General features: G+C 61.0%; 22 protein-coding genes, 1 tRNA gene and 1 pseudogene. 13 read left to right on the forward strand and 11 right to left on the reverse strand.

Annotation, left to right across the window (positions count from 1 at the left end):
• Positions 1 to 9 precede the first annotated feature (9 nt).
• Positions 10 to 219, reverse strand: coding sequence for a hypothetical protein (locus Q0R02_RS04795; protein WP_293881284.1), 210 nt, complete (start codon positions 217 to 219; stop codon positions 10 to 12).
• A gap of 217 nt (positions 220 to 436) precedes the next feature.
• On the opposite strand from Q0R02_RS04795, the gene Q0R02_RS04800 reads away from it, so the two are divergent.
• Positions 437 to 823 (forward strand): hypothetical protein, encoded by a 387-nt coding sequence (locus Q0R02_RS04800; protein ID WP_293881286.1) that lies wholly within the window; start codon positions 437 to 439, stop codon positions 821 to 823.
• Positions 824 to 945: 122 nt separating this feature from the next.
• Here the strand turns inward: Q0R02_RS04800 and Q0R02_RS04805 are convergent, their stop codons facing one another.
• The 7 genes from Q0R02_RS04805 to Q0R02_RS04835 all read right to left on the reverse strand — a co-directional run bounded on the left by Q0R02_RS04805 (position 946) and on the right by Q0R02_RS04835 (position 9,327).
• The gene (locus Q0R02_RS04805) at positions 946 to 1,275 is read right to left on the reverse strand and encodes a DUF4387 domain-containing protein (protein WP_293881287.1); all 330 of its coding nucleotides are present in this window, start codon (positions 1,273 to 1,275) and stop codon (positions 946 to 948) included.
• Between the two features lie 3 nt (positions 1,276 to 1,278).
• Positions 1,279 to 2,631, reverse strand: coding sequence for an acyclic terpene utilization AtuA family protein (locus Q0R02_RS04810; protein WP_293881288.1), 1,353 nt, complete (start codon positions 2,629 to 2,631; stop codon positions 1,279 to 1,281).
• Positions 2,624 to 4,009, reverse strand: coding sequence for an LLM class flavin-dependent oxidoreductase (locus tag Q0R02_RS04815; RefSeq protein ID WP_293881289.1), 1,386 nt, complete (start codon positions 4,007 to 4,009; stop codon positions 2,624 to 2,626). The genes Q0R02_RS04810 and Q0R02_RS04815 overlap by 8 nt, the downstream gene beginning before the upstream one ends.
• Before the next feature lie 33 nt (positions 4,010 to 4,042).
• Positions 4,043 to 7,066 (reverse strand): TonB-dependent receptor, encoded by a 3,024-nt coding sequence (locus Q0R02_RS04820; RefSeq protein ID WP_293881290.1) that lies wholly within the window; start codon positions 7,064 to 7,066, stop codon positions 4,043 to 4,045.
• Positions 7,067 to 7,152: 86 nt separating this feature from the next.
• A complete protein-coding gene (locus Q0R02_RS04825) occupies positions 7,153 to 8,589 on the reverse strand; it encodes an MmgE/PrpD family protein (protein ID WP_293881291.1) in 1,437 nt (478 codons plus the stop codon).
• 76 nt (positions 8,590 to 8,665) lie between these two features.
• Positions 8,666 to 9,007, reverse strand: a complete 342-nt coding sequence (locus Q0R02_RS04830) for a hypothetical protein (RefSeq protein ID WP_293881292.1) — start codon at positions 9,005 to 9,007, stop codon at positions 8,666 to 8,668.
• A 71-nt stretch (positions 9,008 to 9,078) separates the two neighbouring features.
• Positions 9,079 to 9,327 (reverse strand): hypothetical protein, encoded by a 249-nt coding sequence (locus Q0R02_RS04835; protein ID WP_293881293.1) that lies wholly within the window; start codon positions 9,325 to 9,327, stop codon positions 9,079 to 9,081.
• A 413-nt stretch (positions 9,328 to 9,740) separates the two neighbouring features.
• On the opposite strand from Q0R02_RS04835, the gene Q0R02_RS04840 reads away from it, so the two are divergent.
• From Q0R02_RS04840 to Q0R02_RS04895, 12 genes and pseudogenes are all read left to right on the forward strand, one after another.
• Positions 9,741 to 10,697 (forward strand): LysR family transcriptional regulator, encoded by a 957-nt coding sequence (locus tag Q0R02_RS04840; protein ID WP_293881295.1) that lies wholly within the window; start codon positions 9,741 to 9,743, stop codon positions 10,695 to 10,697.
• 137 nt (positions 10,698 to 10,834) lie between these two features.
• Positions 10,835 to 11,347 carry a hypothetical protein gene (locus Q0R02_RS04845; RefSeq protein ID WP_293881296.1) on the forward strand — a complete coding sequence of 171 codons (513 nt, stop codon included), beginning with the start codon at positions 10,835 to 10,837 and terminating at the stop codon, positions 11,345 to 11,347.
• A complete protein-coding gene (locus Q0R02_RS04850) occupies positions 11,338 to 12,027 on the forward strand; it encodes a thioredoxin family protein (protein ID WP_293881297.1) in 690 nt (229 codons plus the stop codon). Before Q0R02_RS04845 ends, Q0R02_RS04850 begins: the two co-directional genes overlap by 10 nt.
• 289 nt (positions 12,028 to 12,316) lie before the next feature.
• The gene (locus Q0R02_RS04855; protein ID WP_293881298.1) at positions 12,317 to 12,991 is read left to right on the forward strand and encodes a hypothetical protein; all 675 of its coding nucleotides are present in this window, start codon (positions 12,317 to 12,319) and stop codon (positions 12,989 to 12,991) included.
• 38 nt (positions 12,992 to 13,029) lie between these two features.
• On the forward strand, positions 13,030 to 13,581 hold the full coding sequence (locus Q0R02_RS04860) for an RNA polymerase sigma factor (protein ID WP_293881299.1): 552 nt from the start codon (positions 13,030 to 13,032) through the stop codon (positions 13,579 to 13,581).
• Complete coding sequence (locus Q0R02_RS04865; RefSeq protein ID WP_293881300.1) at positions 13,578 to 13,979, forward strand: hypothetical protein; 402 nt, start codon at positions 13,578 to 13,580, stop codon at positions 13,977 to 13,979. The genes Q0R02_RS04860 and Q0R02_RS04865 overlap by 4 nt, the downstream gene beginning before the upstream one ends.
• Before the next feature lie 3 nt (positions 13,980 to 13,982).
• Complete coding sequence (locus Q0R02_RS04870) at positions 13,983 to 14,429, forward strand: periplasmic heavy metal sensor (protein ID WP_293881301.1); 447 nt, start codon at positions 13,983 to 13,985, stop codon at positions 14,427 to 14,429.
• A gap of 65 nt (positions 14,430 to 14,494) precedes the next feature.
• On the forward strand, positions 14,495 to 15,901 hold the full coding sequence (locus Q0R02_RS04875) for a DUF1800 domain-containing protein (RefSeq protein ID WP_293881303.1): 1,407 nt from the start codon (positions 14,495 to 14,497) through the stop codon (positions 15,899 to 15,901).
• 4 nt (positions 15,902 to 15,905) lie between these two features.
• Entirely contained in the window at positions 15,906 to 17,069 is a 1,164-nt protein-coding gene (locus Q0R02_RS04880) for a DUF1501 domain-containing protein (RefSeq protein ID WP_293881305.1), read from the forward strand.
• Positions 17,070 to 17,490: 421 nt separating this feature from the next.
• The gene (locus tag Q0R02_RS04885) at positions 17,491 to 17,955 is read left to right on the forward strand and encodes a helix-turn-helix domain-containing protein (RefSeq protein ID WP_293881307.1); all 465 of its coding nucleotides are present in this window, start codon (positions 17,491 to 17,493) and stop codon (positions 17,953 to 17,955) included.
• Positions 17,956 to 18,025: 70 nt separating this feature from the next.
• Positions 18,026 to 18,454 (forward strand): VOC family protein, encoded by a 429-nt coding sequence (locus Q0R02_RS04890; protein ID WP_293881309.1) that lies wholly within the window; start codon positions 18,026 to 18,028, stop codon positions 18,452 to 18,454.
• Positions 18,455 to 18,502: 48 nt separating this feature from the next.
• Positions 18,503 to 18,652 (forward strand): annotated as a pseudogene (locus tag Q0R02_RS04895) (integrase); the annotation flags it as partial.
• Here the strand turns inward: Q0R02_RS04895 and Q0R02_RS04900 are convergent.
• The 3 genes from Q0R02_RS04900 to Q0R02_RS04905 all read right to left on the reverse strand — a co-directional run bounded on the left by Q0R02_RS04900 (position 18,585) and on the right by Q0R02_RS04905 (position 19,416).
• Positions 18,585 to 18,854 (reverse strand): hypothetical protein, encoded by a 270-nt coding sequence (locus tag Q0R02_RS04900; protein ID WP_293881311.1) that lies wholly within the window; start codon positions 18,852 to 18,854, stop codon positions 18,585 to 18,587. The pseudogene Q0R02_RS04895 and the gene Q0R02_RS04900 sit on opposite strands and share 68 nt — an antisense overlap.
• A 112-nt stretch (positions 18,855 to 18,966) precedes the next feature.
• On the reverse strand, positions 18,967 to 19,179 hold the full coding sequence (locus tag Q0R02_RS13780) for an Arm DNA-binding domain-containing protein (protein WP_367271431.1): 213 nt from the start codon (positions 19,177 to 19,179) through the stop codon (positions 18,967 to 18,969).
• Between the two features lie 161 nt (positions 19,180 to 19,340).
• Positions 19,341 to 19,416: transfer RNA gene (locus tag Q0R02_RS04905), tRNA-Thr, on the reverse strand.
• Positions 19,417 to 19,609 lie beyond the last annotated feature (193 nt).

Genomic DNA, 19,609 nt, shown 5'->3' on the forward strand with positions numbered 1-19,609 from the left:
CAAAAGTTATCAATCGGATTCTGGTTGCGGACCCTCGTGCTTCACGACCGGCTCGCCATCGCGCTTTTCGCGATTGGTATAAAGCAGGGCTGCCACCAGCGCCGCAGAGCCGATTCCCATGGCAGCACCCGCCGCCACCCAACGCGTGTTGTTGGACTTTTCAGATCTGCCGTTTTCGGACTTCGACGCGGCAGGCTTTGGCTTTTTGGAATCGGTCATGGCGTCCATTACAACAGAAAGCAGGCATTTCCGTTCCACCCCGGCAAGCCCTTGCTGTCAACCCATGACAGCCCCTGGCTTGCTATGATCAGGCCGAGCAAGCGCAGGGCCGCCAGAATTGCCAGTTTCGCCACAACGAGGCATAATAGTTGCACTGCGTTCGTGACAATGGCGATACATGGTCACGCGACCGAATTTTTATCGATAGGGAAATCTGATGGCCAAAGCACCGATCAAGCCTGCCAAGGCAGCGACCAAACCCGCAAAAGCGGCCGTGAAGCGCCCAACCAAGTCACCCACGGAAGAGGCCGCCCCTGAGCCCGTCGTGAAGAAGCCGGTCGCGAAAAAGCCCGTCAAGCCAGCTACCGGGAAATCCGCGGCAAAGGTTCCCGCAGCCAAAGCCGCAGCAGTCAAGCCAACGGCCAAGTTAGCCGCCGCGAAGACAAAAAAGCCCAAAGAAACGCATTCGTCGATTGCACAACTCGCCGCCGACATCCTCGAAGACCGCATCATGCCGACCATCGAACAGATCAAGGAAATCGCCCTGTCCGCGCTAGGCCACAGCCAGAAAAAGGCGAAAAAGGTTAAGTCGAAGAAGAAATAGTGGTCGCGGCGCTATCGGGATGGAAAGTCGATCGCTGAACGTTCGCGGAACCGTTGCACCGCGTCATCGAGCAGACGCCCCAGCGACCGCGGTTTTGGATAACAGCGGCGGGCCCTGTAGGATCATTCGGGTACCGCAACCTCGAGCGCCAGCAGCGGCGCGTGCTGCTGCGCGCCAAAGGTATCGGTCTCGCCGATGCTGCCCTGCGGGCGGGGTCGGCGGATCGTCAGTTTGAACGCGAGCGCGGGGTCGAAAAACTGGAAATTGGTGATGGAGCCGGGATCGATGGCGTAGGCGCGGGCAAGCGTCTCGCGCGTTACAGCACCGCTCTCCTTCACCATGCGGTAGCGCTCGGCATCGTCGAACATCACGTCGAAGGTGAGCTCGAACGGGCCGGCGTTCTTGCTGCGGACGAGCTTGGCGAGGTCGCGGATCGTGGGCACGTTGCGCATGGTTCAGCTCTCCAGCCGGTGGACGGGGAACAGCTCGGTCGGTGTGTCCACTTCCATGAGGTGGTAGATGCTGAACGCGCAGACCGGGCCGATCTCGTTCTCCATCGGGGTCAGCGGGAACGCCATGTTGCCGCCGGTCGCCATCTGACCGGGATAGGGCGCGTGAAGGCATGCTACTCGCGCGGTGTTGCAGATGGCATTGGCGATGTCCTGGGTCTGGCCGATCACCTCGGTGAGGATGCATAGCTCATGTGGTTGCGCGTCCTTGATCGGCTCCAGTGCGCCCATTACGCCGTTCTTGCCGTAGACATGGAAGATTAGCTGCGCCGACCCGTCAGCGAGCACGGGGTGAGTGGCGGACACATGGCGGGTGACGGCGGCGAGAAAGCCATCGATGCCTTCGATCAGAATCGGATCGCGGATGCCGCCAATGAACACGGTCCGGTGCCCGACGATCGACGCGCCCTCCAGCTTGACCGTGTAGGGGGTGGGACGGAACACGCTGCGCTCCACGCGCACCGTCCGCTCGTCGAGCGGCGTGTAGGTCGCCGCGTTCAGGTCCAGCACCCCGCCTGGTCCGGCCAGCAGGTCGGCGCGCGACTTCTCGTACAGGGTGTGCGCGGCGACGGAGAGCGGCGTGCAGCGCTCCTTGGGGCTCATCGGCTCGAGATCGAAGCTGTCGGCGCGAATCGTCGCCAGAATCACGCGACCCTTGGGTTCGGCGCAGACCGCACCGCATTCCATGATCTTGCCCATGTGCCAAGCGATGCCGGGATCGATCCCGCGCTGGAGGCAGAGCGCGGCGTAGGGCGCGGGATCATACGCCCGACCGGCGACGATCACGTCGACCTCTTCGCTCAGCGCTTCGAGGAACGGCTCCACCCCCATCTGAGCGACGATCGCCACCGAGGCCGCGACCGCCGCCTCGTCTAGGGGCGGCACAGGGCCGCACGGCGCGATCCGCCCAGCCGCCAGCCGCTCGCGCACGACTTCCTTTGGAATGTCGGCGTAGATCTTGGCGATCTTGAGCTTGTAACCCTTGTCCGCCGCGATCGTGCGGATGAGGTCAACCATGTAGTCGACCTGCGCGTTGGTGCCCGTGCCCCCTGCCGATCCGATCAGCACCGGTATTTTCCGCGTCGCGCACGCCTCCAGCATCGGCTCGAGGTCGCGCCGATAGGCCGAATTGCTATTGGTGCGCTTGCCGAGGCCTAGTTCCTGCGGCCCGTTGTCGGTCGATCCGGAATCGATTACGATCGCGTCGGCTCCGGCGTCGATCCCGCGCCAGAAATCGGCCGCCGGATAGCCGTAGCCGAGCATCCCAACCGGAGTCAGGATCTTGAGTTCCTCAGCCATTCGACAGCACCCGCGCATCGGCCGGCGAGGGTCTCTCGCCTGCACGCGGTCGCTTCAAGCCCAAGGTATCGCGCAGCGTCGCGCCGTCATACTCCTTGCGGTGCAGCCCGCGCCGCTGCAGCTCAGGCACCACTAGCCGGACAAAATCCTCGTAGCTACCTGGCGTTTCGGGGGCCATGATGACGAACCCGTCGCAGGCGTCGGAGAACCATTCCTCCATCTGATCGGCGACCTGCATGGGGTCACCGCAGAACATCGGCGCTTCCTTCAGCGTGCCGCGTCCGGACACCTCGACGAAGTCGCGCACCGACGGGTTTTTCTTGCCACTTTTTGCGATGACGCGGTCTCGGTAGCTATGCCAAGACACTGCCGCTAGCTCCTCGTCAGAAAAGGGCGCGTCATAATCGCGCGCGCCAAAATCGACGTTCATCACTTCGCACAGCAGCGTCAGCCCGTCGATCGGCTTGGACAGGCTCTCCAGATAGGCGCGCTTCTCCTGCGCGGCGTCAGAGGATTCGGCGACGACGACGTTGACCGCGGGCGCGATCTTCACGTCATCGGGGTTGCGCCCAGCGGCCTCGGCCGCCCCACGCAGGCTCTCATATTGCTTTCGGCCAAGTTCACGATTGGGATAGCCTGCGAACACCAGTTCCGCCCAACGTCCCGCAAAGCGCTGTCCGCGTCCGCTTGATCCCGCTTGGAGCAGAACCGGGTGTCCCTGTCCCGAGCGCGGCACGGTCAACGGTCCGCGCGTCTGAAAATACTGACCTTTGTAGTCGAGCCGGTGGACCTTGTCGGGATCAGCGAAGCGGCCTGACTGCTTGTCGATGACGAGCGCGTCGTCTTCCCAGCTATCCCACAAACCCATCACCGCCTCCATGAACTCATCGGCGCGGTCGTAGCGGAGATCATGCTCGAGATGCTCGGTACGCCCGAAATTCTCGGCCTCTGAATCGTTGAGCGACGTCACGATGTTCCAGGCTACCCGCCCCTTGGTCATCAGATCCAACGTCGCGAACAGGCGGGCGACATGATAGGGCTCGTAATAGGTCGTCGAATACGTTGCCCCGAGCCCCAAATGCGTCGTCGCGCACGCCATCGCCATCAGCACCGGCGTTGGGTCGAGCTTCACCGCCCGGACGCCGTTCTCCACCGTCGCGCGATGGCTCGCGCCATAGATATCGGGCATCGCCAACCGGTCGTCGAAGAACGCCATGTCGAACTTACCGTCCTCCAGCGTCCGCGCGATCCGCTGGTAGTATTCAGGCGCCATGAAATCGGGTGTTGATGCGAGGTGCCGCCACGACCCGGCGTAGTTCGAACAATTCTGCGCCTGCATGAAAGCAATTAACGACATTTGGCGATCGGGCTTAGTCATTATGATGATCCTGTGCTTGGCTTGGGAGGCGCGTCAGAAGCTCTGCGTCACACCGATCTTGAACTGCCGCTTGAGCGCACTCGCAGTGAACGGATCATAGTTGTAGTTGAGCCGCGCGAACGGAGGATCCTCGTCGGTCACGTTCAGCACCGTCAGGTTAATCGTAGTGCCAGTCGCGAGCTGCGCACGAAGCGAGATGTCGCCGGTCGTGAAAGTGCCGATCTTCTGGCCGTTCAGTTGCTGCGAATCCGGTGACAGTCCCACAAGATCGACGCGCGGAACGAACAGCGTAGTTCGCTGGTCGCGGTAACTACCGATGTAATTAAGCGTCGCGCGCGCGCTGAACACGCCCCGGCCATAATCGACGAACGCTTGCCCCTTCCACTGAGGCAACGGGTAGGCAATCGTGCCGCTGTTCAGCTTACCCGCGGCGTCGAACCCGGCTTGAACCAAGACGCCCTCGACCGACAGATCGCTGACCTTATAGTCTAAGACGTAGCTGACCGATCCGCCGATTCCGAGCGTTCCGCCGAACACGTCGCGATTGCGATAAGTGAGCTGAGCGTCGATGCCGGACGTGCTCACTGCAGCGGCATTGACCTGCCGCGTGTTGACGCGCGACACGTTTGCCAAGGTGCAGGTTCCCGCGCCTGGCACTCCGCCGCCATTGGTAAACTGAAAGCGATTACGAAGAGCTGCGAACGCTGGGTTTGCGCAGTTCGCGGGATTGGCAAACAGCGCGGTCGCCATGTTTGCGGCAGGTTCCGCAACGATCAGGTCGCGCAGCTTGAATTTAAAATAATCGACGTTGAAATTAAACCCGCCTGTCTCGATCACCACGCCACCGGAATAATTGGTGGCCGTCTCAGGTTTAAGACCCGGATTGCCGAACGTGTCGATCGGCACAAACGATCTTCCGACGAGTTGAAGCGTGGTGTCGGGCGTAGTGCTCAGAAGCTGGTCGGGCGGTCCCCGAAACGTGGTCGAATAGGAGCCGCGGAACGCTAGCCAGGGGAGCGCCCGATAGCGCGCGCTGACCTTCGGATCGAAGGTCGAGCCGACGCCACTGCCATAGTCTTCATAGCGAGCCGCCAATTGCAGATCGAGTCCTTCAAAAAGGGGGGCACGAAGTTCTGCGAATGCGGCCTTGACGTTGCCGGAAGATCTTGCGTTACGACCCGAGCCCAGGAAACCGAGCGCGCCGACAACAGGCGAGCAAGTCAGATTGCCATTCACCGGCGTGTCGCGGCATGGCGTCGCTGCCAGGTTGCTATCGTTACCGAATTCGGTGCTGAACTTGGTCTTGCGGTACTGGCCGCCGACCGCGAAGGCGAGCGGGCCGCCCGGCAACTCGATCCCGGTCTTGCCGCTGATCGTAACGTCGCCGACGTACAGCTGCGTCTCGATCTTGTTGGAATATTGCCCCGATAGATACTGAGCCAGCTCGGTGCTATTGGCGACGCCGGGGATATAGGTCGGGTTGGTGGTGCCAAGCCCCGGATTCCCGGGCGAGGCGTTGCCGAACGGGTTCAAATAAACGCAGCCGTTCTGCCCTGGCGTATTCGCCGCAACATTGCAGCCGAACCCGCCCAATCCGCGAAGAGCGAGTTGAACCCGATCGCCGAACTCGTCCACGCCGCGGACGTCGCGGATATAGTCGTGGTAGGTGAAGCTGGTGTCGAGATTAATGTTGTCGGTGAGGTCGCCCTTGATCGCGGCGGTGAAGCGAATCGACTCCGACTGCCGCTTGCCGTCGCTCGCGCCGAAACCGTCGGGAAACAGAGGATTGCCTCCCGAAAAGAACGGACGGAAGCGGAGCAGTGGGAACACGACGCCAGCCGCGGCTGCCGGTACGGTTCCAGGATTTTGCTGGAGATAAGCCTGATAGCCGGGATTGCTGGCGGGCACGAAATATCCGGCGACCCCGACAGTGGGATTTGTCGCCGGCAGGACCGACCTGCTGGGCGCCTGCGTTAGCAAGTATGATGGCGAAGTTCGCGCGTGAGGAACATCCGACATCGCGTAGAGCGCCGAGGCCTCGAACTTGAAGCGATCGGTCAGGTCGATGCCGACTTCTGCATAGATCTGGTAGCGGTTTTCCGTATCCGTAAGCGCATTAAACGGGGTACCCTGCGTAAAACAGGCCCCGTTCGCGACCGGCGCCGCGAGCGTTCCCGTAGCGGCAAGTGTACCGCCGAGCGCGTTGCAGGAGCGATCGACCGTCAACCCGGCGAGCGGCGTCCCGCCTGCCGTTACGGGAACAAAGGAACCTGGGCTGCCACCTGCAGTGAAAGCCGCTTCCGGATTGTTGGCGTAAGGCTGTAGCGCAAAATCGCGATCGATCGCCCGCAGCTCGGACCGGTGTTGATATCCGGCTGCCACGAGGAACCGGAGGCCGTCGGCCTGGTGACCAAAGCTGACCGAACCGCCATAGTCGCCGTCGGAACCCTTGATTTGCTTGTAGTCGCCGGTGACCAGGAAGCCCTTCTGGTCGGTCCGAGTGATGAAATTCACGACGCCCGCAATGGCATCCGATCCATAGGTGGCGGCGGCACCGTCCTTAAGGACCTCGACCCGGCCGATCGCGGCGAGCGGCAACAGATTGATGTCGACCGCGGGGACATTAATCCCCGCGTTCACCAGCCGCTTGCTGTTGAGCAGCACAAGCGTGCGCGACGGGCCGAGCCCGCGCAGGTTCACGGTGGAAATGCCTTCCGAGCCTTGCGAGCGGGTGTCGAAAGAGTTGGAGTCACCCAGTACTCCGCTCGAGACCGACAGCGTCTTCAATAGTTCGACGGGCGAAGGCGAACCCTGTCGTGCAAGGTCCTCGCCGGAGATGACTTCGACCGGCGATGTACCAGTTTCCGAGGAGCCGCGGATAAGCGATCCTGTCACGATGATGTCGGCAACTTGCTCCGCTTCTACGGTAGCGGGGTCGGGTTCCAACGCGGGAGCGGGCAGAGGAAGGGGAGCGACCTGAGCCGTAGCAGGGCCAACAGCCAGCGCCGTGGCAAGTGCAATTAGACTGAAACTAGCAAGTGCCTTGGACGTCCGCATGGCCATTATCCTCCCTAAATCTTTTAGATTATTGAGAGGGGTTTATCGCTTCTCGGCCCTGCAACAATTGGCGAGCCGCTATCGTTTTATACGTCTGTGCTATCAATAAGTCGTGCCGCGGTGGTTAACTCGCCGACATTACCAATGTTATCGACGTTGCGAAGTAGATCAAGGAGTGCGCTTGCCCGACTGTTGGTGATCGCCCGGGTGGCGTTGGTCAGGAACTTTGCCTCGATCGTTTCGGGCGAGAGGGGCCGGTCTGGCGTACCCGAGCTCGTCATCTCTCGTTGATGAACAACGTCGCCGTTTTTCATCGTCAGGCGCACCTCGCCGGGAAAATGCGCGGGGAAGTCGCTTGCAGGGTCGTCCTCGACTTGTGCGAGCGCGGCCAGCGCGAGCACGCGAGGGTCACTGACACCACGGTCGTGGAAGGCGGCCAGATCGACTTCGCCGGTTGCGAGCGCCAGCGCCACCACATATGGCGTGCTAAACATTGCTTCGTAGGGCGACTGCGGCCGCTGCTTGCGTGCCAGCGGCTCGCCGACGAGAGGATGCAGTCGCTTGTGGAGCGGCAGATCGATCCGCGCGATCTGGTCGACGTCCACGACTTCACGCAAATGCAGTGCCGCATCAACGAAGGCATGAATGAAATGGCAGCAGGGATACGGCTTGAGCGCGATTCCTTCGATCAACCAATGCTCGCCCAGACCGAACGACGGCATCATGGCGGGATCCGGCGTTCGGCCGAGATGCGTTTTGTAGAAGCCGTGGTTGCCTTCGAAGACCGTGGTCGCCCCCGTAAAGCCGTTCTGCGCCAGCACTGCGGCAGAATAGCCGGCATGGGCCGACCAGCCTGTATGCAGCCGTTTCAAGGAACCACCGAGCTCGAGAATGCCCGCCGCCTGGCTGCCGGCGAAGCTGAGTGCGGAGACAAGTTGATCTCGGCTAAGCCCAAGCAGCCGCCCAGCGGTAAACGCCGCTGCGAACGTGCCCGCGAGTGCGGTTGGGTGAAAGCCGCGGTCGTGAAACCCACCCTCAGCCGCATTGGCGATGCGGCAGCCCATTTCCAGCCCGACCACGAAAGCAGCGAGCAGATCTTTGCCACTAGCCCCGGTCGCCTCCGCCGCGGCTAGGCCTGCCGCGAGCGCCGGCGTGGTGGCGTGATAGATGGCCGTGATATGAGTGTCGTCGAAGTCGAGCCCGTGAAAGAGCGCGCCATTGACCAGCGCGGCATTTGCGGGCGGCAGGCGCTCGCCGCTCCCGAGCGCGGTCGCGTCGCCGCTGCCGCCGAGTGCTTTCGCACCGGCCAGAATTTCGCGTGCGAAATCGAAACCGGTCGCCGCCAACGCCAGCCCGAATGCATCGAGCATATGCGCCTTCGCCTTGGCGACCACCGGGGCTGGCACGTCAGCGAGCTGGAGATGAAGCGCGAAGTCCGCCAGCCGCTGCGCTTCGGTGCTGGGCTCGGGCGCGCTCGGGATGATTGGGCGGTTGATTGCATTGTCTGTGGCAGCGATAGCCATGTGGAGCGTCCTCTCGATTATGACAATTTATTGATCGCTGTTATGCCGGCGCGGCAAATCGCGATCAGCTATACTCTTATTGGTGGAGGCTATGGACGACCGCTCTAGGCAGGCACACTGGCGAAGCGGCTCTCAACCTCGCGGCCAAAGCGTCGACGGCCCGCGAGAAACCCGAGCGCTCCCAGCGCCAACGCGCTCGCGACGACAATTGATAAGGCGTCCCGATGGGCAGCGCAGTGGCCTTGGCAAGCAGCGCGACCATCGGCGGTCCTAACCCGGCGCTGACGACGGTTGCGACGAGCTGATAAGCCGCCAGCGCTTGTCCCCGCATCTCGCCGGGCGCAATCTCTTGGAGCGCGGCGGGGCCGAGCGCAATGCCAGCCGAGTTGCATACGGTCATCAGCCCAACCAGCGCCATATAAGCTCCAGCCCCGGGCGCAAAAGCGAGCAGAACCGCAAGCACGGCCCCGATCGCGCATCCCGCAGCCGCTACCCGAATTTGCCATCACGCATGCCGCGCCCCGCCAAACGATCGGCAAGCGTCGTGCCGCCGATAATGCCGACGAGTCCGCCGATAATGACCGCTATGCCCAGCCCGAACCCGGCTTCGGCGCAGCGACGCCGATGTGCAATGAACAGGTGCGTGAAGGTATCGACGAAACCGCTGAGGAATGTCGCAAGGCTCCACAACCCGACGCCTACAGCCGCGAGGCGGACGCGATTGCGGGTATTGACCATGCGGCCGAACGGAAGCGCCATAATGCAGAAGAAGACGACAAACGCGGGCCCGATTAGCAGCTGACCTGCACATCGGAGATGCCCAAATCTTCTCGGATCGGATCGACTAACAGGCTGATGATTTGGCGATCGACGAATGAAAACACATTCGCAGCCATTAGCAAGCCGACCATTGTCCACGCCTGCCGCGCAGCGGGTAAGGGTGCGCGATGTCCGCATCGCCGGCGCGGGTCGCGCCTATGTCAACTTACATAGCACCTCTCCAACGTACGGCCCGTCTCGCTCTCAAGCCGCCGAAAAGCCATTAATCCTAATCATCAGCTCTGCGGGGTCGCCTGCCAGCCGGCAATTGGCGTTCCGCTATCTTTTAATAGTGTTGCGCTATAAAGCTCATCTGCATTCGGAGGCAAAAGGTGGACAAGGAACGGTTCGACATTTCGCTGGAGGACCTCCAGACGTTCCTCGCGGTCGCTGACCAGGGCAGCTTCAGCCGCGCTGCTGATCGGCTTGCCCTATCACAACCGTCGATCAGCAACCGCGTCAAGCGTCTTGAGGAAAAGCTAAACGTCCGCCTTCTCGAACGCACGACGCGCAAAGTCGAGCTGACGTTTCACGGCCGGCGCCTACACGAGCGCGCGTCGATTACTCTCCGCGCGCTTCGCGACCTGCTTCAGGAATTTAACGCTGAGACGGGTATGCGCCGGCGGCAGGTCGAGGTCGCGGCGACGATGATGATCGCATCCGTCGCACTCGCCCCGATCCTGGGTAGCTTTGCCGAGGCTTACCCAGACATCAGCGTTAGGCTCAGGGACCGTATTCCCGATGTGGCCATCGCCGAGGTAATCGACAGCGAATGTGATATGGCGGTGATGGTTCTCGAACGCGCCGATCCGGCGCTCGCCTTCGAGCCGCTCCTTGCTGACCGCTGCGTCGCGGTGACCCCGCTTGGCCATCCATTGCTGAAAAGGGGTTCGGCAACCTTCGCCGAGGTACTCGCATATTCGGTACTCAGTCCCGACGGCCATGTCGCGCTGCGTCGCGCGATTGAGGAGGCCGCCGCGGCACGCAATTTGCAACTTACGCTCTCGGCACCAGCTCGCGGTGTCACTAATGTCATGACCTTACTCGCAATGGCCGCAGCAGGATTGGGGGTGTGCATTCATCCTTCCACCCTAATTCCTGCCGAATTCCGGCCAACTATCGGATTGGTCGAGATTGAGGATTGTGAAATCCTCCGCACGATTGGGATCGTCACTGCTTCTAATCGAAGTTTGTCGGGACCTGCGATGCGGTTCCGCGAGCATCTGCGTCGCGCCGTGAGGGAGTCGTATCCCAATGCGCCCGAAGTGCGTCCAACCGTACCGCTGTAGTTATGTCCTCGATGGCCAGATCACCCTGATATCTGGATCGGGTGAAACTTTGCTTGACGCTGGAATGTGTGTCGGGCTCCCGGCTGGCGGGGCTGCTGACAAGCTCATAAACCGCTCGAAGTACGTCTCGGTTTATCTTGAGGGATGGCGATGGCTTCGACAACACGCTGGCAAGCCGCTATCCCGAAGTCGCCGAACTCGCACGATTAGAATGGATGTTGTCTCGAGCTTTCGAAAGCGAAAATGCCGCCGCGATGGCCGTTTATTCGATTGCCCCGATCGACTGGGAGGATGCGACGCTGGCATTTTTACCGAGCCTGCGAACTGTTCCTGCCATAACCAATGCCGGTGCGATCTGGTCAGCCCTTGCCGCCACCCAGAAACCACCCGCTGCCGAAATCTTGCCACAACTTATGACGACGATGATCTGGCGACAGGAGTTTAAGCCCTGCTTCCGGACGATTGGAGCGGTCGAGCATGAAGCGATTGCGATGATAATTGCTGGTGCCGACTTCGCAGCATTGTGTGAGATGCTCATCGATAAGCGCGGCGAAACCGAAGGACTTATGCTAGCGGGAACGATGCTGGGCCAGTGGTTTGTCGACGGGCTGGTCAGTCATACCGGTACAAAGGGAATCCCATGCGTCTGATCTCTTCAGTTACTCTCTGCGTCCTGCTGGCCTCATCGGCTTCGCTGGCGGCCTCCCGACCGCAAAAACCGGTCGTTGTGGAGCTTTTCCAGAGCCAGGGATGCTCGTCCTGCCCGCCTGCGGACGCGGTTCTGAACACCCTTGCCGCCCGCACCGACGTGATCGCGCTGAACTTTGCAGTGACCTATTGGGATCGGCTTGGCTGGAAAGACACCTTCGCCAAACCCGCTTATACTGACCGCCAGTGGGACTATGCGCGCGCCGCCGGGCGCAGCAATGTCGCCACGCCACAGATGATCGTCGGCGGGCGCATCGCGGTCCTGGGCAGTCGTTTTGCCGAAGTCGAAACAGCAATCGCCCACGCCCGACGCGTTGATGATGGCCCTGTGATGGCAATATCGGGCAGCAGCGTCACGATTGGCGCGACGAAGACCAGGACACGAGCCACGTTATGGCTCGTGTACTATGATCCACGCACGATCGAGGTCGCCATCCACGCGGGTGAGAACGGAGGTAGGACCATTCCCCACCGCAACATCGTTAAAGACCTGAAGGCTATCGGCATATCGACCGGGAAAGCCGGCAGTTTCACACTCCCTCGCGCGCCAACCGGACTGCGAACCGCCGTGCTGTTGCAGGCTGGAGGAGGCGGACCAATCATCGCCGCAATACAAGCCTGATGCGCTGCCGCTAATTGAGCGACAGCAGATATGCGCCCAATTCCGTCATTCTGGGGTTGTAAGATATCTTCTTAGAGTTGCCAGTCTACTTATGCATGTTTTGCATCACGGACAGCGGAGATCGATATTTCACTCTTGGAAATTGATTTTTCTGTTTCGCGACGGAACTGCCGTCGAGCTGCGTTCAAGGATTAGTCGGTAGCTAAGGGCTGCCAGCGCATCTGTGAGGAGAATATCATGAAGAGGTTAGTATTTGCCGCGCTTGCCGCCGGTGCGGCCATGATTTCAATTGCGCCAGCTGAGGCGCGGCAAGGGTGTGGTGACGGCGGTCATCGCGGCCCTGCAGGTTACTGTCGTCCAAATCGTGGTAGCGCAGTCATTGTACCTGGGGTTCGGGTCGGTGTGTTTTATCCTGGCCGCGGATATTGGGACGGCGGTCGTTATTGGGGGCACCGCTATCGTTGGCGCGGTGGATGGCGCTATCGTTGATTCTGATTTCACGGGGGGCGTCAAAATCGGCGCCCTTCGCTCGCAAAGCCTGGGCGAAGACATGATGAGGACCACCAACATGTTTCTAAAACGCACGACGATCATTATGCTGATGCTGGCACCCGCTGCGGCCTGTGCCAAGCCAGCCACCCCGGCGTCCACGAGCGTCACGTTGCAACAGTTTGTCCAGCGACATGAACAGAAGTTGCTGGCGGGTGATACCGACGGCGACGCGAAAGTCAGCAGGGCCGAGTTTATCGCTGCTGCAAAGATCGGCAAAGGAGATCCCGCGAAGCGATTTGCAAAACTCGATCAAAATGGTGACGGCATGCTCGACAAGTCAGAGATCGATGCCATGCTGGCCCGTCGCTTCAAGCGGTTGGACACCAATGGCGACGGCGTGGCCAGCGCCAATGAACGTGCAGCGGCCCACGCCAGGAAATCGGGCGCTGCGGACAGCGGATCGGATTCCTGATGCGGAAATCATCGGGATGGGCATAGGTACGAACGCGGTTGGACGATCAGGATCCCGACTCGATACTGATCGAGCGCGTCGGTCGGGGCGAGACTGCAGCCACAAGGATGCTGGTGACAGCGAAGCTTCCCCGCATCCTGGGGCTGGCGACACGAATGCTGCGGGATACCGCCGAAGCCGAGGATGTCGCGCAGGAAACGTTTGTCCGGGTCTGGCGACATGCGGCAGCATGGCAGCCGGGTCGGGCACGCTTCGATACCTGGCTGCATACTGTCGTCCTCAACCTGTGTCGCGATCGTCTGAGGCGGCGGCGCGAAGTCACCGGAGATGCCATGCCGGACCTTCCAGACCCGACACCCGACGCGGAGGCCGGCCTGCTCGAGCAGGAGCGTGGACGAGCCGTATCCAAGGCAGTTGCGGCCCTTCCAGAACGTCAGCGCGAGGCTATCTTGCTTGTGCACTATCAGGAACTTTCAGGTGGCGAGGCGGCGAAAGCACTGGAAATCAGCGTGGATGCTCTGGAATCGCTGTTGGCCCGCGGCCGACGTACGTTGCGCGCGCAACTTGCAACGCGAGAGGATGAAATATGAGTGACCGACTGTCCATCGAGCGCTTCCAGGAGCTTGCCAACGCCTATGGAGGCGTAGTGGCACGTTGGCCCGGCCCGCATCGCGAAGCCGGCACAACGATGGCGTCGGATCCGCCTGCAAAAGAAATTCTTGCGCAGGCACTATCACTCGACGACGTGCTCGACACCTGGCACGCGCCGGTGGTCACCGATTCCATGCGTAAGCGTGTGATGGCGGATACCCCGGTGCCCCGCTCAGGCTTTGCCCGGCGCGCGCGCTTGTGGTGGTCGGGCATCGGTATCGCCGCTGCGTTGACCGGCGCGGTTGCCGGTGCGGCGACGGTCGCGATCGTCGCGCCAATCGACGCGTCATCCGATGGCGGAACGTCGTTCGGGGACGTGGGGCCGCAAGGGACTTAATTTATGAGAAAGCTGCACATTGCCCTGGTGGTTTCGATCGTCCTGAACCTGTTTCTCGCTGGCGCGCTCGTGGCCGGCATTGTCTCATTGAAGACGGGGAGCCGGATGATCAACGCAGGGTCGCTGCGGATCGCAGGCTCCGAATTGCCGAAGTCCGTCCGAAGGCCATTTCGTGCTGCCCTCCGCGAAGCCCGCCGCTCGATGCGTCCAACCGTGGTGCAGGCACGGACAGCAAAGTCTGAGGCTGCCGCGTTGTTGCGTCAGCCACGCGTTGACCAGCCTGCGGTCATGGCGGCGCTGGATCGTGCGCGTGTCGCTGACATGGCAGTGCGAGCGGCAGTAGAGGCGCGTGCAGTAGCTTATGCAGCGACGCTCGCGCCTGAGGACAGGGCGACGGTCGCAGATGCAATGCAGCGGCGTGCAGTCAGGATTCCGCAAGCGGTTGAATAAAGCTGCGACGGAAAGCGCGGGAACGTACGTTGAAGAGATAATGGGCCACCGCGGAGGTACGATCATTGTCCGTCCAGACATCGTTTCAATCACCTGCCGCAATTGCCCTTAATCGTTTCGGTTTGGGTGGCCGACCTACCGACGCGGTCACTGGCGATCCAAAACGATGGATCATCGAGCAGTTTTCGAAGTTCGATGAGCGGCCTGCTCTCTTTGCCTCGCTCGACGACGCCGGAGAAGCGGTGAAAAACTACCGCGAGGAGCAAAAGGCCAACCGTCGGATGGCCGTGGGCGGCGCCACGGATACCAAAGCCGACTTAAAAGCTAATCGTCAGGATTTCCGGCAGAACATTCAGGTGCTTTATCGCGCGGGCGTTCAGGCCCGAGCAGATAGCGCCCTCGCCACCGATGCCCCTTTCGTCGAACGCATGGTGCACTTCTGGTCGAATCATTTCTGTGTCTCGGCAGATAATGCCATGGTCAGTGCGTTCGCCGGGGCCTTCGAACGGGACGCGATTCGGCCTCATGTGCTTGGCACATTCTTCGACATGGCACTGGCCGCCGAACAGCACCCAGCAATGCTGATCTATCTCAACCAGTACCAGTCAATTGGCCCAGACAGCATCGCTGCCGCGCGCAATCCCGATCGCAAACGCGGCCTAAACGAGAATCTGGGGCGCGAGATCATGGAATTGCACACTTTGGGCGTGCGGTCGGGCTACGCGCAGGCCGACGTGACCGAATTTGCGCGCGCGTTGACAGGGTGGACGGTCGACGGTCTTGGCGGCGACAGGGGGGGAACGGGAAATCCAGATCGTTTTGTATTTCGTCCTGCCCAGCACGAGCCGGGAACCCGCATCATTCTCGGCAAGCGCTACGACCAGAATGGCGAGGCGCAGGCTCGCGCTGCATTGGTCGACTTTGCACATTCACCGGCAACGGCTACGCACATTGCCACCAAGCTTGCGCGCCACTTCGCGGGCGACGCGCCACCGCCTGCCATGATCGCGCGGCTCGCCGCAAGCTTCACGAGCAGCAGTGGCGACCTGCCCACCCTCTATCACACATTGATCAATTCGCCCGAGGCATGGATTTCGACGCCGACCAAGTTCAAGTCGCCATGGGAATGGACGATCTCGGCGCTGCGCGGGATCGGTCATACCCGAGTGGCTGAAATGCAGATCGCGACATTGCAAACACAGCTTGGCCAAAAGGTCTGGAAGCCCGGGTCTCCGGCAGGCTGGGACGACATTGCTGCGAGCTGGGCCGGGTCCGACGCCCTGCTGCGCCGGGTAGAGATCGCCCAGCGATTGGCTGCCCCGCTCGGCGATCGTGTCGATGCGCGCACGCTCGCGCCGAAAATCCTGCCCGCTTCGTTGAGTGCCGTCACCGCCGACCAGATTGCGCGATCCGAGAGCCCGGCGGGGGCAATCGCGCTGATGCTCGTATCGCCTGATTTCCTGAGGAGATGAATCGATGAACGCCCTCCCCATATTCTCGAGACGCCAACTACTTGCAGCCGCCGCGTTCGGGGCCGGTGCGCTATTTGTCGCCCCCAACCTTGCGCTGGCCACCGTGGCAACCGAGCGGCGCTTCGTTTTCATTATCCAAAGGGGCGCTGCCGATGGCCTCGACATCCTGCGCCCGACAGGTGATCCTGCTTTTGCTGGACTTCGTAGCGGGCTGATTGGCGACGCTCCGGCAGGCACGAAACTCGATGCCATGTTCACACTGCACCCCTCTTTGGTCGAGGTTGGCAAGATGTACGGTCAGGGACAGGCACTGTTCGTACACGCCGTCGCCTCCCCGTACCGCGACCGGTCGCATTTCGACGGGCAGAACGTGCTCGAGACCGGCGGCGTACAACCTTATGCAGTGCGCGATGGCTGGCTCAATCGTCTGGTGGCAATGCTGCCCAGGTTGAGCGATGAGGCAATAGCGATCGCCACAACCGTGCCCGCCGCCTTGCGCGGATCGGTGCAGGTCGCTTCCTTCGCGCCGTCGGCTCTGCCTCATGCAGCCGACGATCTGATGACGCGCGTCACGGCATTGTATGACGCCGATCCACAGCTCCACCCGGTCTGGGCAGCCGCGCTGGAAACCAAGGGTCTCGCAGAAGGCTCTGGTGCGGCGCAGGACCCGGCGAGTCTCGGTCGTCTAACCGCCAGCTTCCTCACCAAGCCCAACGGCCCTCGTATCGCGATGCTCGAGACATTGGGATGGGACACTCATAACGCGCAAAAGGGCCGACTTGCCAACCAGCTGAAGAACCTCGACGCGATGCTCGCTGCGATGCGAGACGGTCTTGGATCAGCGTGGCAAAACACGACGGTGCTGGTTGCAACAGAGTTTGGACGCACTGTCGCGATTAACGGCACGGGGGGCACCGACCACGGCACTGCATCGGTGGCAATGCTTGTCGGTGGTGCTGTCAAAGGCGGTCGAGTGATAGCGGAATGGCCGGGTCTGGCACCATCAAATCTCTACCAGACGCGTGACCTTCGCCCGACCAGCGCGCTCGACACGCTGATCGCAGGCGCCGCCGCAGAAACCCTGGCGCTAGATCCCGAGCGTGTCGGGCGAAGCCTGTTCGCGCGGGCAACCAAGGATCGGCCAATGTCAGGCCTGATCAGAACTTGATTGAGAAAACGGCGCTCGGCGTGCTGACCCTTTACGAAACGCGCAGGGTCGAGAGGAGCTGGTATCGATAGATTGACAGGTATCTCGCATGCTGGCTCGTTACGACGACATTTTACCGCCGCTGATGAGGCACCCTTGAGCATAGCGAGAACAGCGCCAAGCAAAATCGACGAAGTTACTGAAACCGAGAAGCCCGCTGAACAAGGCGAGTTTCCAACTCACTATGACATAACAAGGCTACTTCAGGGGCAGGTAGTCACCACTCACTAACCCGGCAGCGCCACTCACATCATTGTTCGGGACGAAATCCAAAGACTCATAACGACTGCTCTGGCTTTCACTGCAAATACCGGGGCAGCATAGCGGCCCGGTATATTGAGTCAGTAATGGCGTCCGTTGTAAGCGCTAAATCCTTCCCACGGTGACGCTCGACGAGGCGCTCGGTCATGAGGCGGAGGAGCTTGGCGAACGCATACTTGCGTGCAGCTCAACGGATGCTCGGCTCGATAGGCTCGACGCCTTTCTCACACAGCGACTGAGCGCTGCACCCGAACCCGATGCCACGATGGCGCACGTTATGCACCGACTGCGCAGCAAAAGCGTGTCCGCCACTGCGGAAGGGCTTGGCTGGAGCCGCAAACGTCTGGCCTCTTGGTTCGCGGACCGTGCGGGCATTCTCCCGAGGCAATTCGGCCGCATTGCTCGCTTCGAACGCTTTTCCAGCGCGATACAGCGCGATCCTGATGTGTCGCTCGCCGCACTTGCCTGCGACGCCGGATATTCGGACCAAGCGCATCTCAGCCATGATGTGTGTCGCCTGACTGGGATGACGCCCGGTGCATTGCGAGCACTACTGCTTCCCGCCCAAGGCGGCGTGCGGGACTGAGCGCCCAAATTTACAAGCCCCGGGCTGGCTGCCTCGGCTATAGACGGGGCCGATCAAGAGGAGATCCGCAATGCCCGTCCGTCCCGCCATCATCCCTTGCCTTCGCTACGCGGACGCTCCCGCAGCGATCGACTTTCTTTGCGAAGCCTTCGGTTTCGTTCGCCACGCCGTTTACGCCGAGCCAAACGATCCCAAGCTTATCCATCATGCCCAGCTGATTCGCGATGATCAGATGATCATGCTGAGCACAGCTGTGTCATCGGAGTTCAGCACAGCAGCGCCGATGGTGTCCGTTGCCGAGGCGGGCGGCAACACGCAGTCTGCCTACATTGTTATCGACGACGTCGACGCACACGCCGCCACTGCTCGCGCGGCCGGTGCGCAAATCTATATGGAACCGAAGGATCAGGAGTACGGCGGCCGCGGGTACGGTGCTCGCGATCCAGAAGGTAACGCATGGAGTTTTGGCAGCTACGACCCGTTTGCGCCGACCCGTTAGCTCGCCATGTGCGGGCTCACGTTTACGTCTGGCTGATGGAGAGGAGCAATGGGGCACTCGCCGCTCGATCCTGCATTTGCAGAACGGCGTCCTTGGAATGAGGGACATCTTCTGGGTGCGAAGCGCGCGCTTAAACAGCAACAGGTATGGGCGATACGGTTCTGGTTGGATCAGCACCGCCGCCTACGCGATCGATCGAATATCGGAATATACGACCGGCAAATTCCCGGAGGCGTTGCGCGGTTTCATGGTGTCCTCGGCGTTCGGCACGTTTCAGCACGCCGAGCAACTCTTGCGGCGTGATTTCTGCGACGGGTCGATGCCCGATGTCCTCATTAAAGAGATCGCGCAGCCCGCGCGCTTTCTTGAGCGTCGCATCTGCTTTACGCTCACGTTCCATTTCTCAATATATTCGTCAGCAACCAGGCAAAAGGTCGTTGCAGCCGTGAGCGCAGCCGCCAGTTTCACCCGGCGTTTTTCGATCACGGGGTCAAGACCTTCAGCAAGCTGGCCTAGCGCTTCGTCACGCTACGCTCGTGCTTTCTGAAGCGACATCTCTGGAAAGCAGCCCAGAGAAAGCTTCGCTCTATGCCCCGGTGCCTAAAGCTGAAACGCCAGAGTTTTGCGCCCGACGGCTGGACCAACAGAAATAGGCCTTTGCTGTCCGAGACCTTATAGGGCTTCGTCTGCGGTTTGAGCGCCCGAATCGACAAAGTTGTCAGCATGGGACCACGCACCTCAAAAATCGGCTGGTGGTCCGTTTCGTAGTCCCAAATGAATGGGATTTTATGAACTAAAAAGAAACAAAACAGGACGACCAATGCGCAATTTTACCGGCTTTTCTTCGGGCTTACGAGGTTTTTTGGCATCGTTTGAAGTGTGTTACTGGTGCCGCCTATAGGATTCGAACCTACGACCCCCGCATTACGAATGCGATGCTCTACCAACTGAGCTAAGGCGGCACAGGGTGCGGGTGGCGCATATCAGTGCGGCCGAGGCGGGGCAAGTCTTTGGCGCGCGCCAGGTCTTAACGGCTTCGTAACCATCCTCGGGGCATTGAGGGTTCGATTGACCGACCTTGGGACCACCGAATGGACAGGATGCGCGACTTTTCCGATGACAGAGACACTGCGACCGATGTTTCGGAAGCATATG

The sequence above is a fragment of the Sphingomonas sp. genome, from assembly GCF_025353885.1.
GTDB lineage: Bacteria > Pseudomonadota > Alphaproteobacteria > Sphingomonadales > Sphingomonadaceae > Sphingomonas_O.

Excerpts from the sequence above, each read along its gene's own strand:
- Q0R02_RS04795 (WP_293881284.1), bottom strand. The coding sequence starts at position 219 with ATGACCGATTCCAAAAAGCCAAAGCCTGCCGCGTCGAAGTCCGAAAAC.
- Q0R02_RS04800 (WP_293881286.1), top strand. The coding sequence starts at position 437 with ATGGCCAAAGCACCGATCAAGCCTGCCAAGGCAGCGACCAAACCCGCA.
- Q0R02_RS04805 (WP_293881287.1), bottom strand. The coding sequence starts at position 1,275 with ATGCGCAACGTGCCCACGATCCGCGACCTCGCCAAGCTCGTCCGCAGC.
- Q0R02_RS04810 (WP_293881288.1), bottom strand. The coding sequence starts at position 2,631 with ATGGCTGAGGAACTCAAGATCCTGACTCCGGTTGGGATGCTCGGCTAC.
- Q0R02_RS04815 (WP_293881289.1), bottom strand. The coding sequence starts at position 4,009 with ATGACTAAGCCCGATCGCCAAATGTCGTTAATTGCTTTCATGCAGGCG.
- Q0R02_RS04820 (WP_293881290.1), bottom strand. The coding sequence starts at position 7,066 with ATGCGGACGTCCAAGGCACTTGCTAGTTTCAGTCTAATTGCACTTGCC.
- Q0R02_RS04825 (WP_293881291.1), bottom strand. The coding sequence starts at position 8,589 with ATGGCTATCGCTGCCACAGACAATGCAATCAACCGCCCAATCATCCCG.
- Q0R02_RS04830 (WP_293881292.1), bottom strand. The coding sequence starts at position 9,007 with ATGGCGCTGGTTGGGCTGATGACCGTATGCAACTCGGCTGGCATTGCG.
- Q0R02_RS04835 (WP_293881293.1), bottom strand. The coding sequence starts at position 9,327 with ATGGTCAATACCCGCAATCGCGTCCGCCTCGCGGCTGTAGGCGTCGGG.
- Q0R02_RS04850 (WP_293881297.1), top strand. The coding sequence starts at position 11,338 with ATGCGTCTGATCTCTTCAGTTACTCTCTGCGTCCTGCTGGCCTCATCG.
- Q0R02_RS04865 (WP_293881300.1), top strand. The coding sequence starts at position 13,578 with ATGAGTGACCGACTGTCCATCGAGCGCTTCCAGGAGCTTGCCAACGCC.
- Q0R02_RS04870 (WP_293881301.1), top strand. The coding sequence starts at position 13,983 with ATGAGAAAGCTGCACATTGCCCTGGTGGTTTCGATCGTCCTGAACCTG.
- Q0R02_RS04880 (WP_293881305.1), top strand. The coding sequence starts at position 15,906 with ATGAACGCCCTCCCCATATTCTCGAGACGCCAACTACTTGCAGCCGCC.
- Q0R02_RS04890 (WP_293881309.1), top strand. The coding sequence starts at position 18,026 with ATGCCCGTCCGTCCCGCCATCATCCCTTGCCTTCGCTACGCGGACGCT.
- Q0R02_RS04900 (WP_293881311.1), bottom strand. The coding sequence starts at position 18,854 with ATGGAACGTGAGCGTAAAGCAGATGCGACGCTCAAGAAAGCGCGCGGG.
- Q0R02_RS13780 (WP_367271431.1), bottom strand. The coding sequence starts at position 19,179 with ATGCTGACAACTTTGTCGATTCGGGCGCTCAAACCGCAGACGAAGCCC.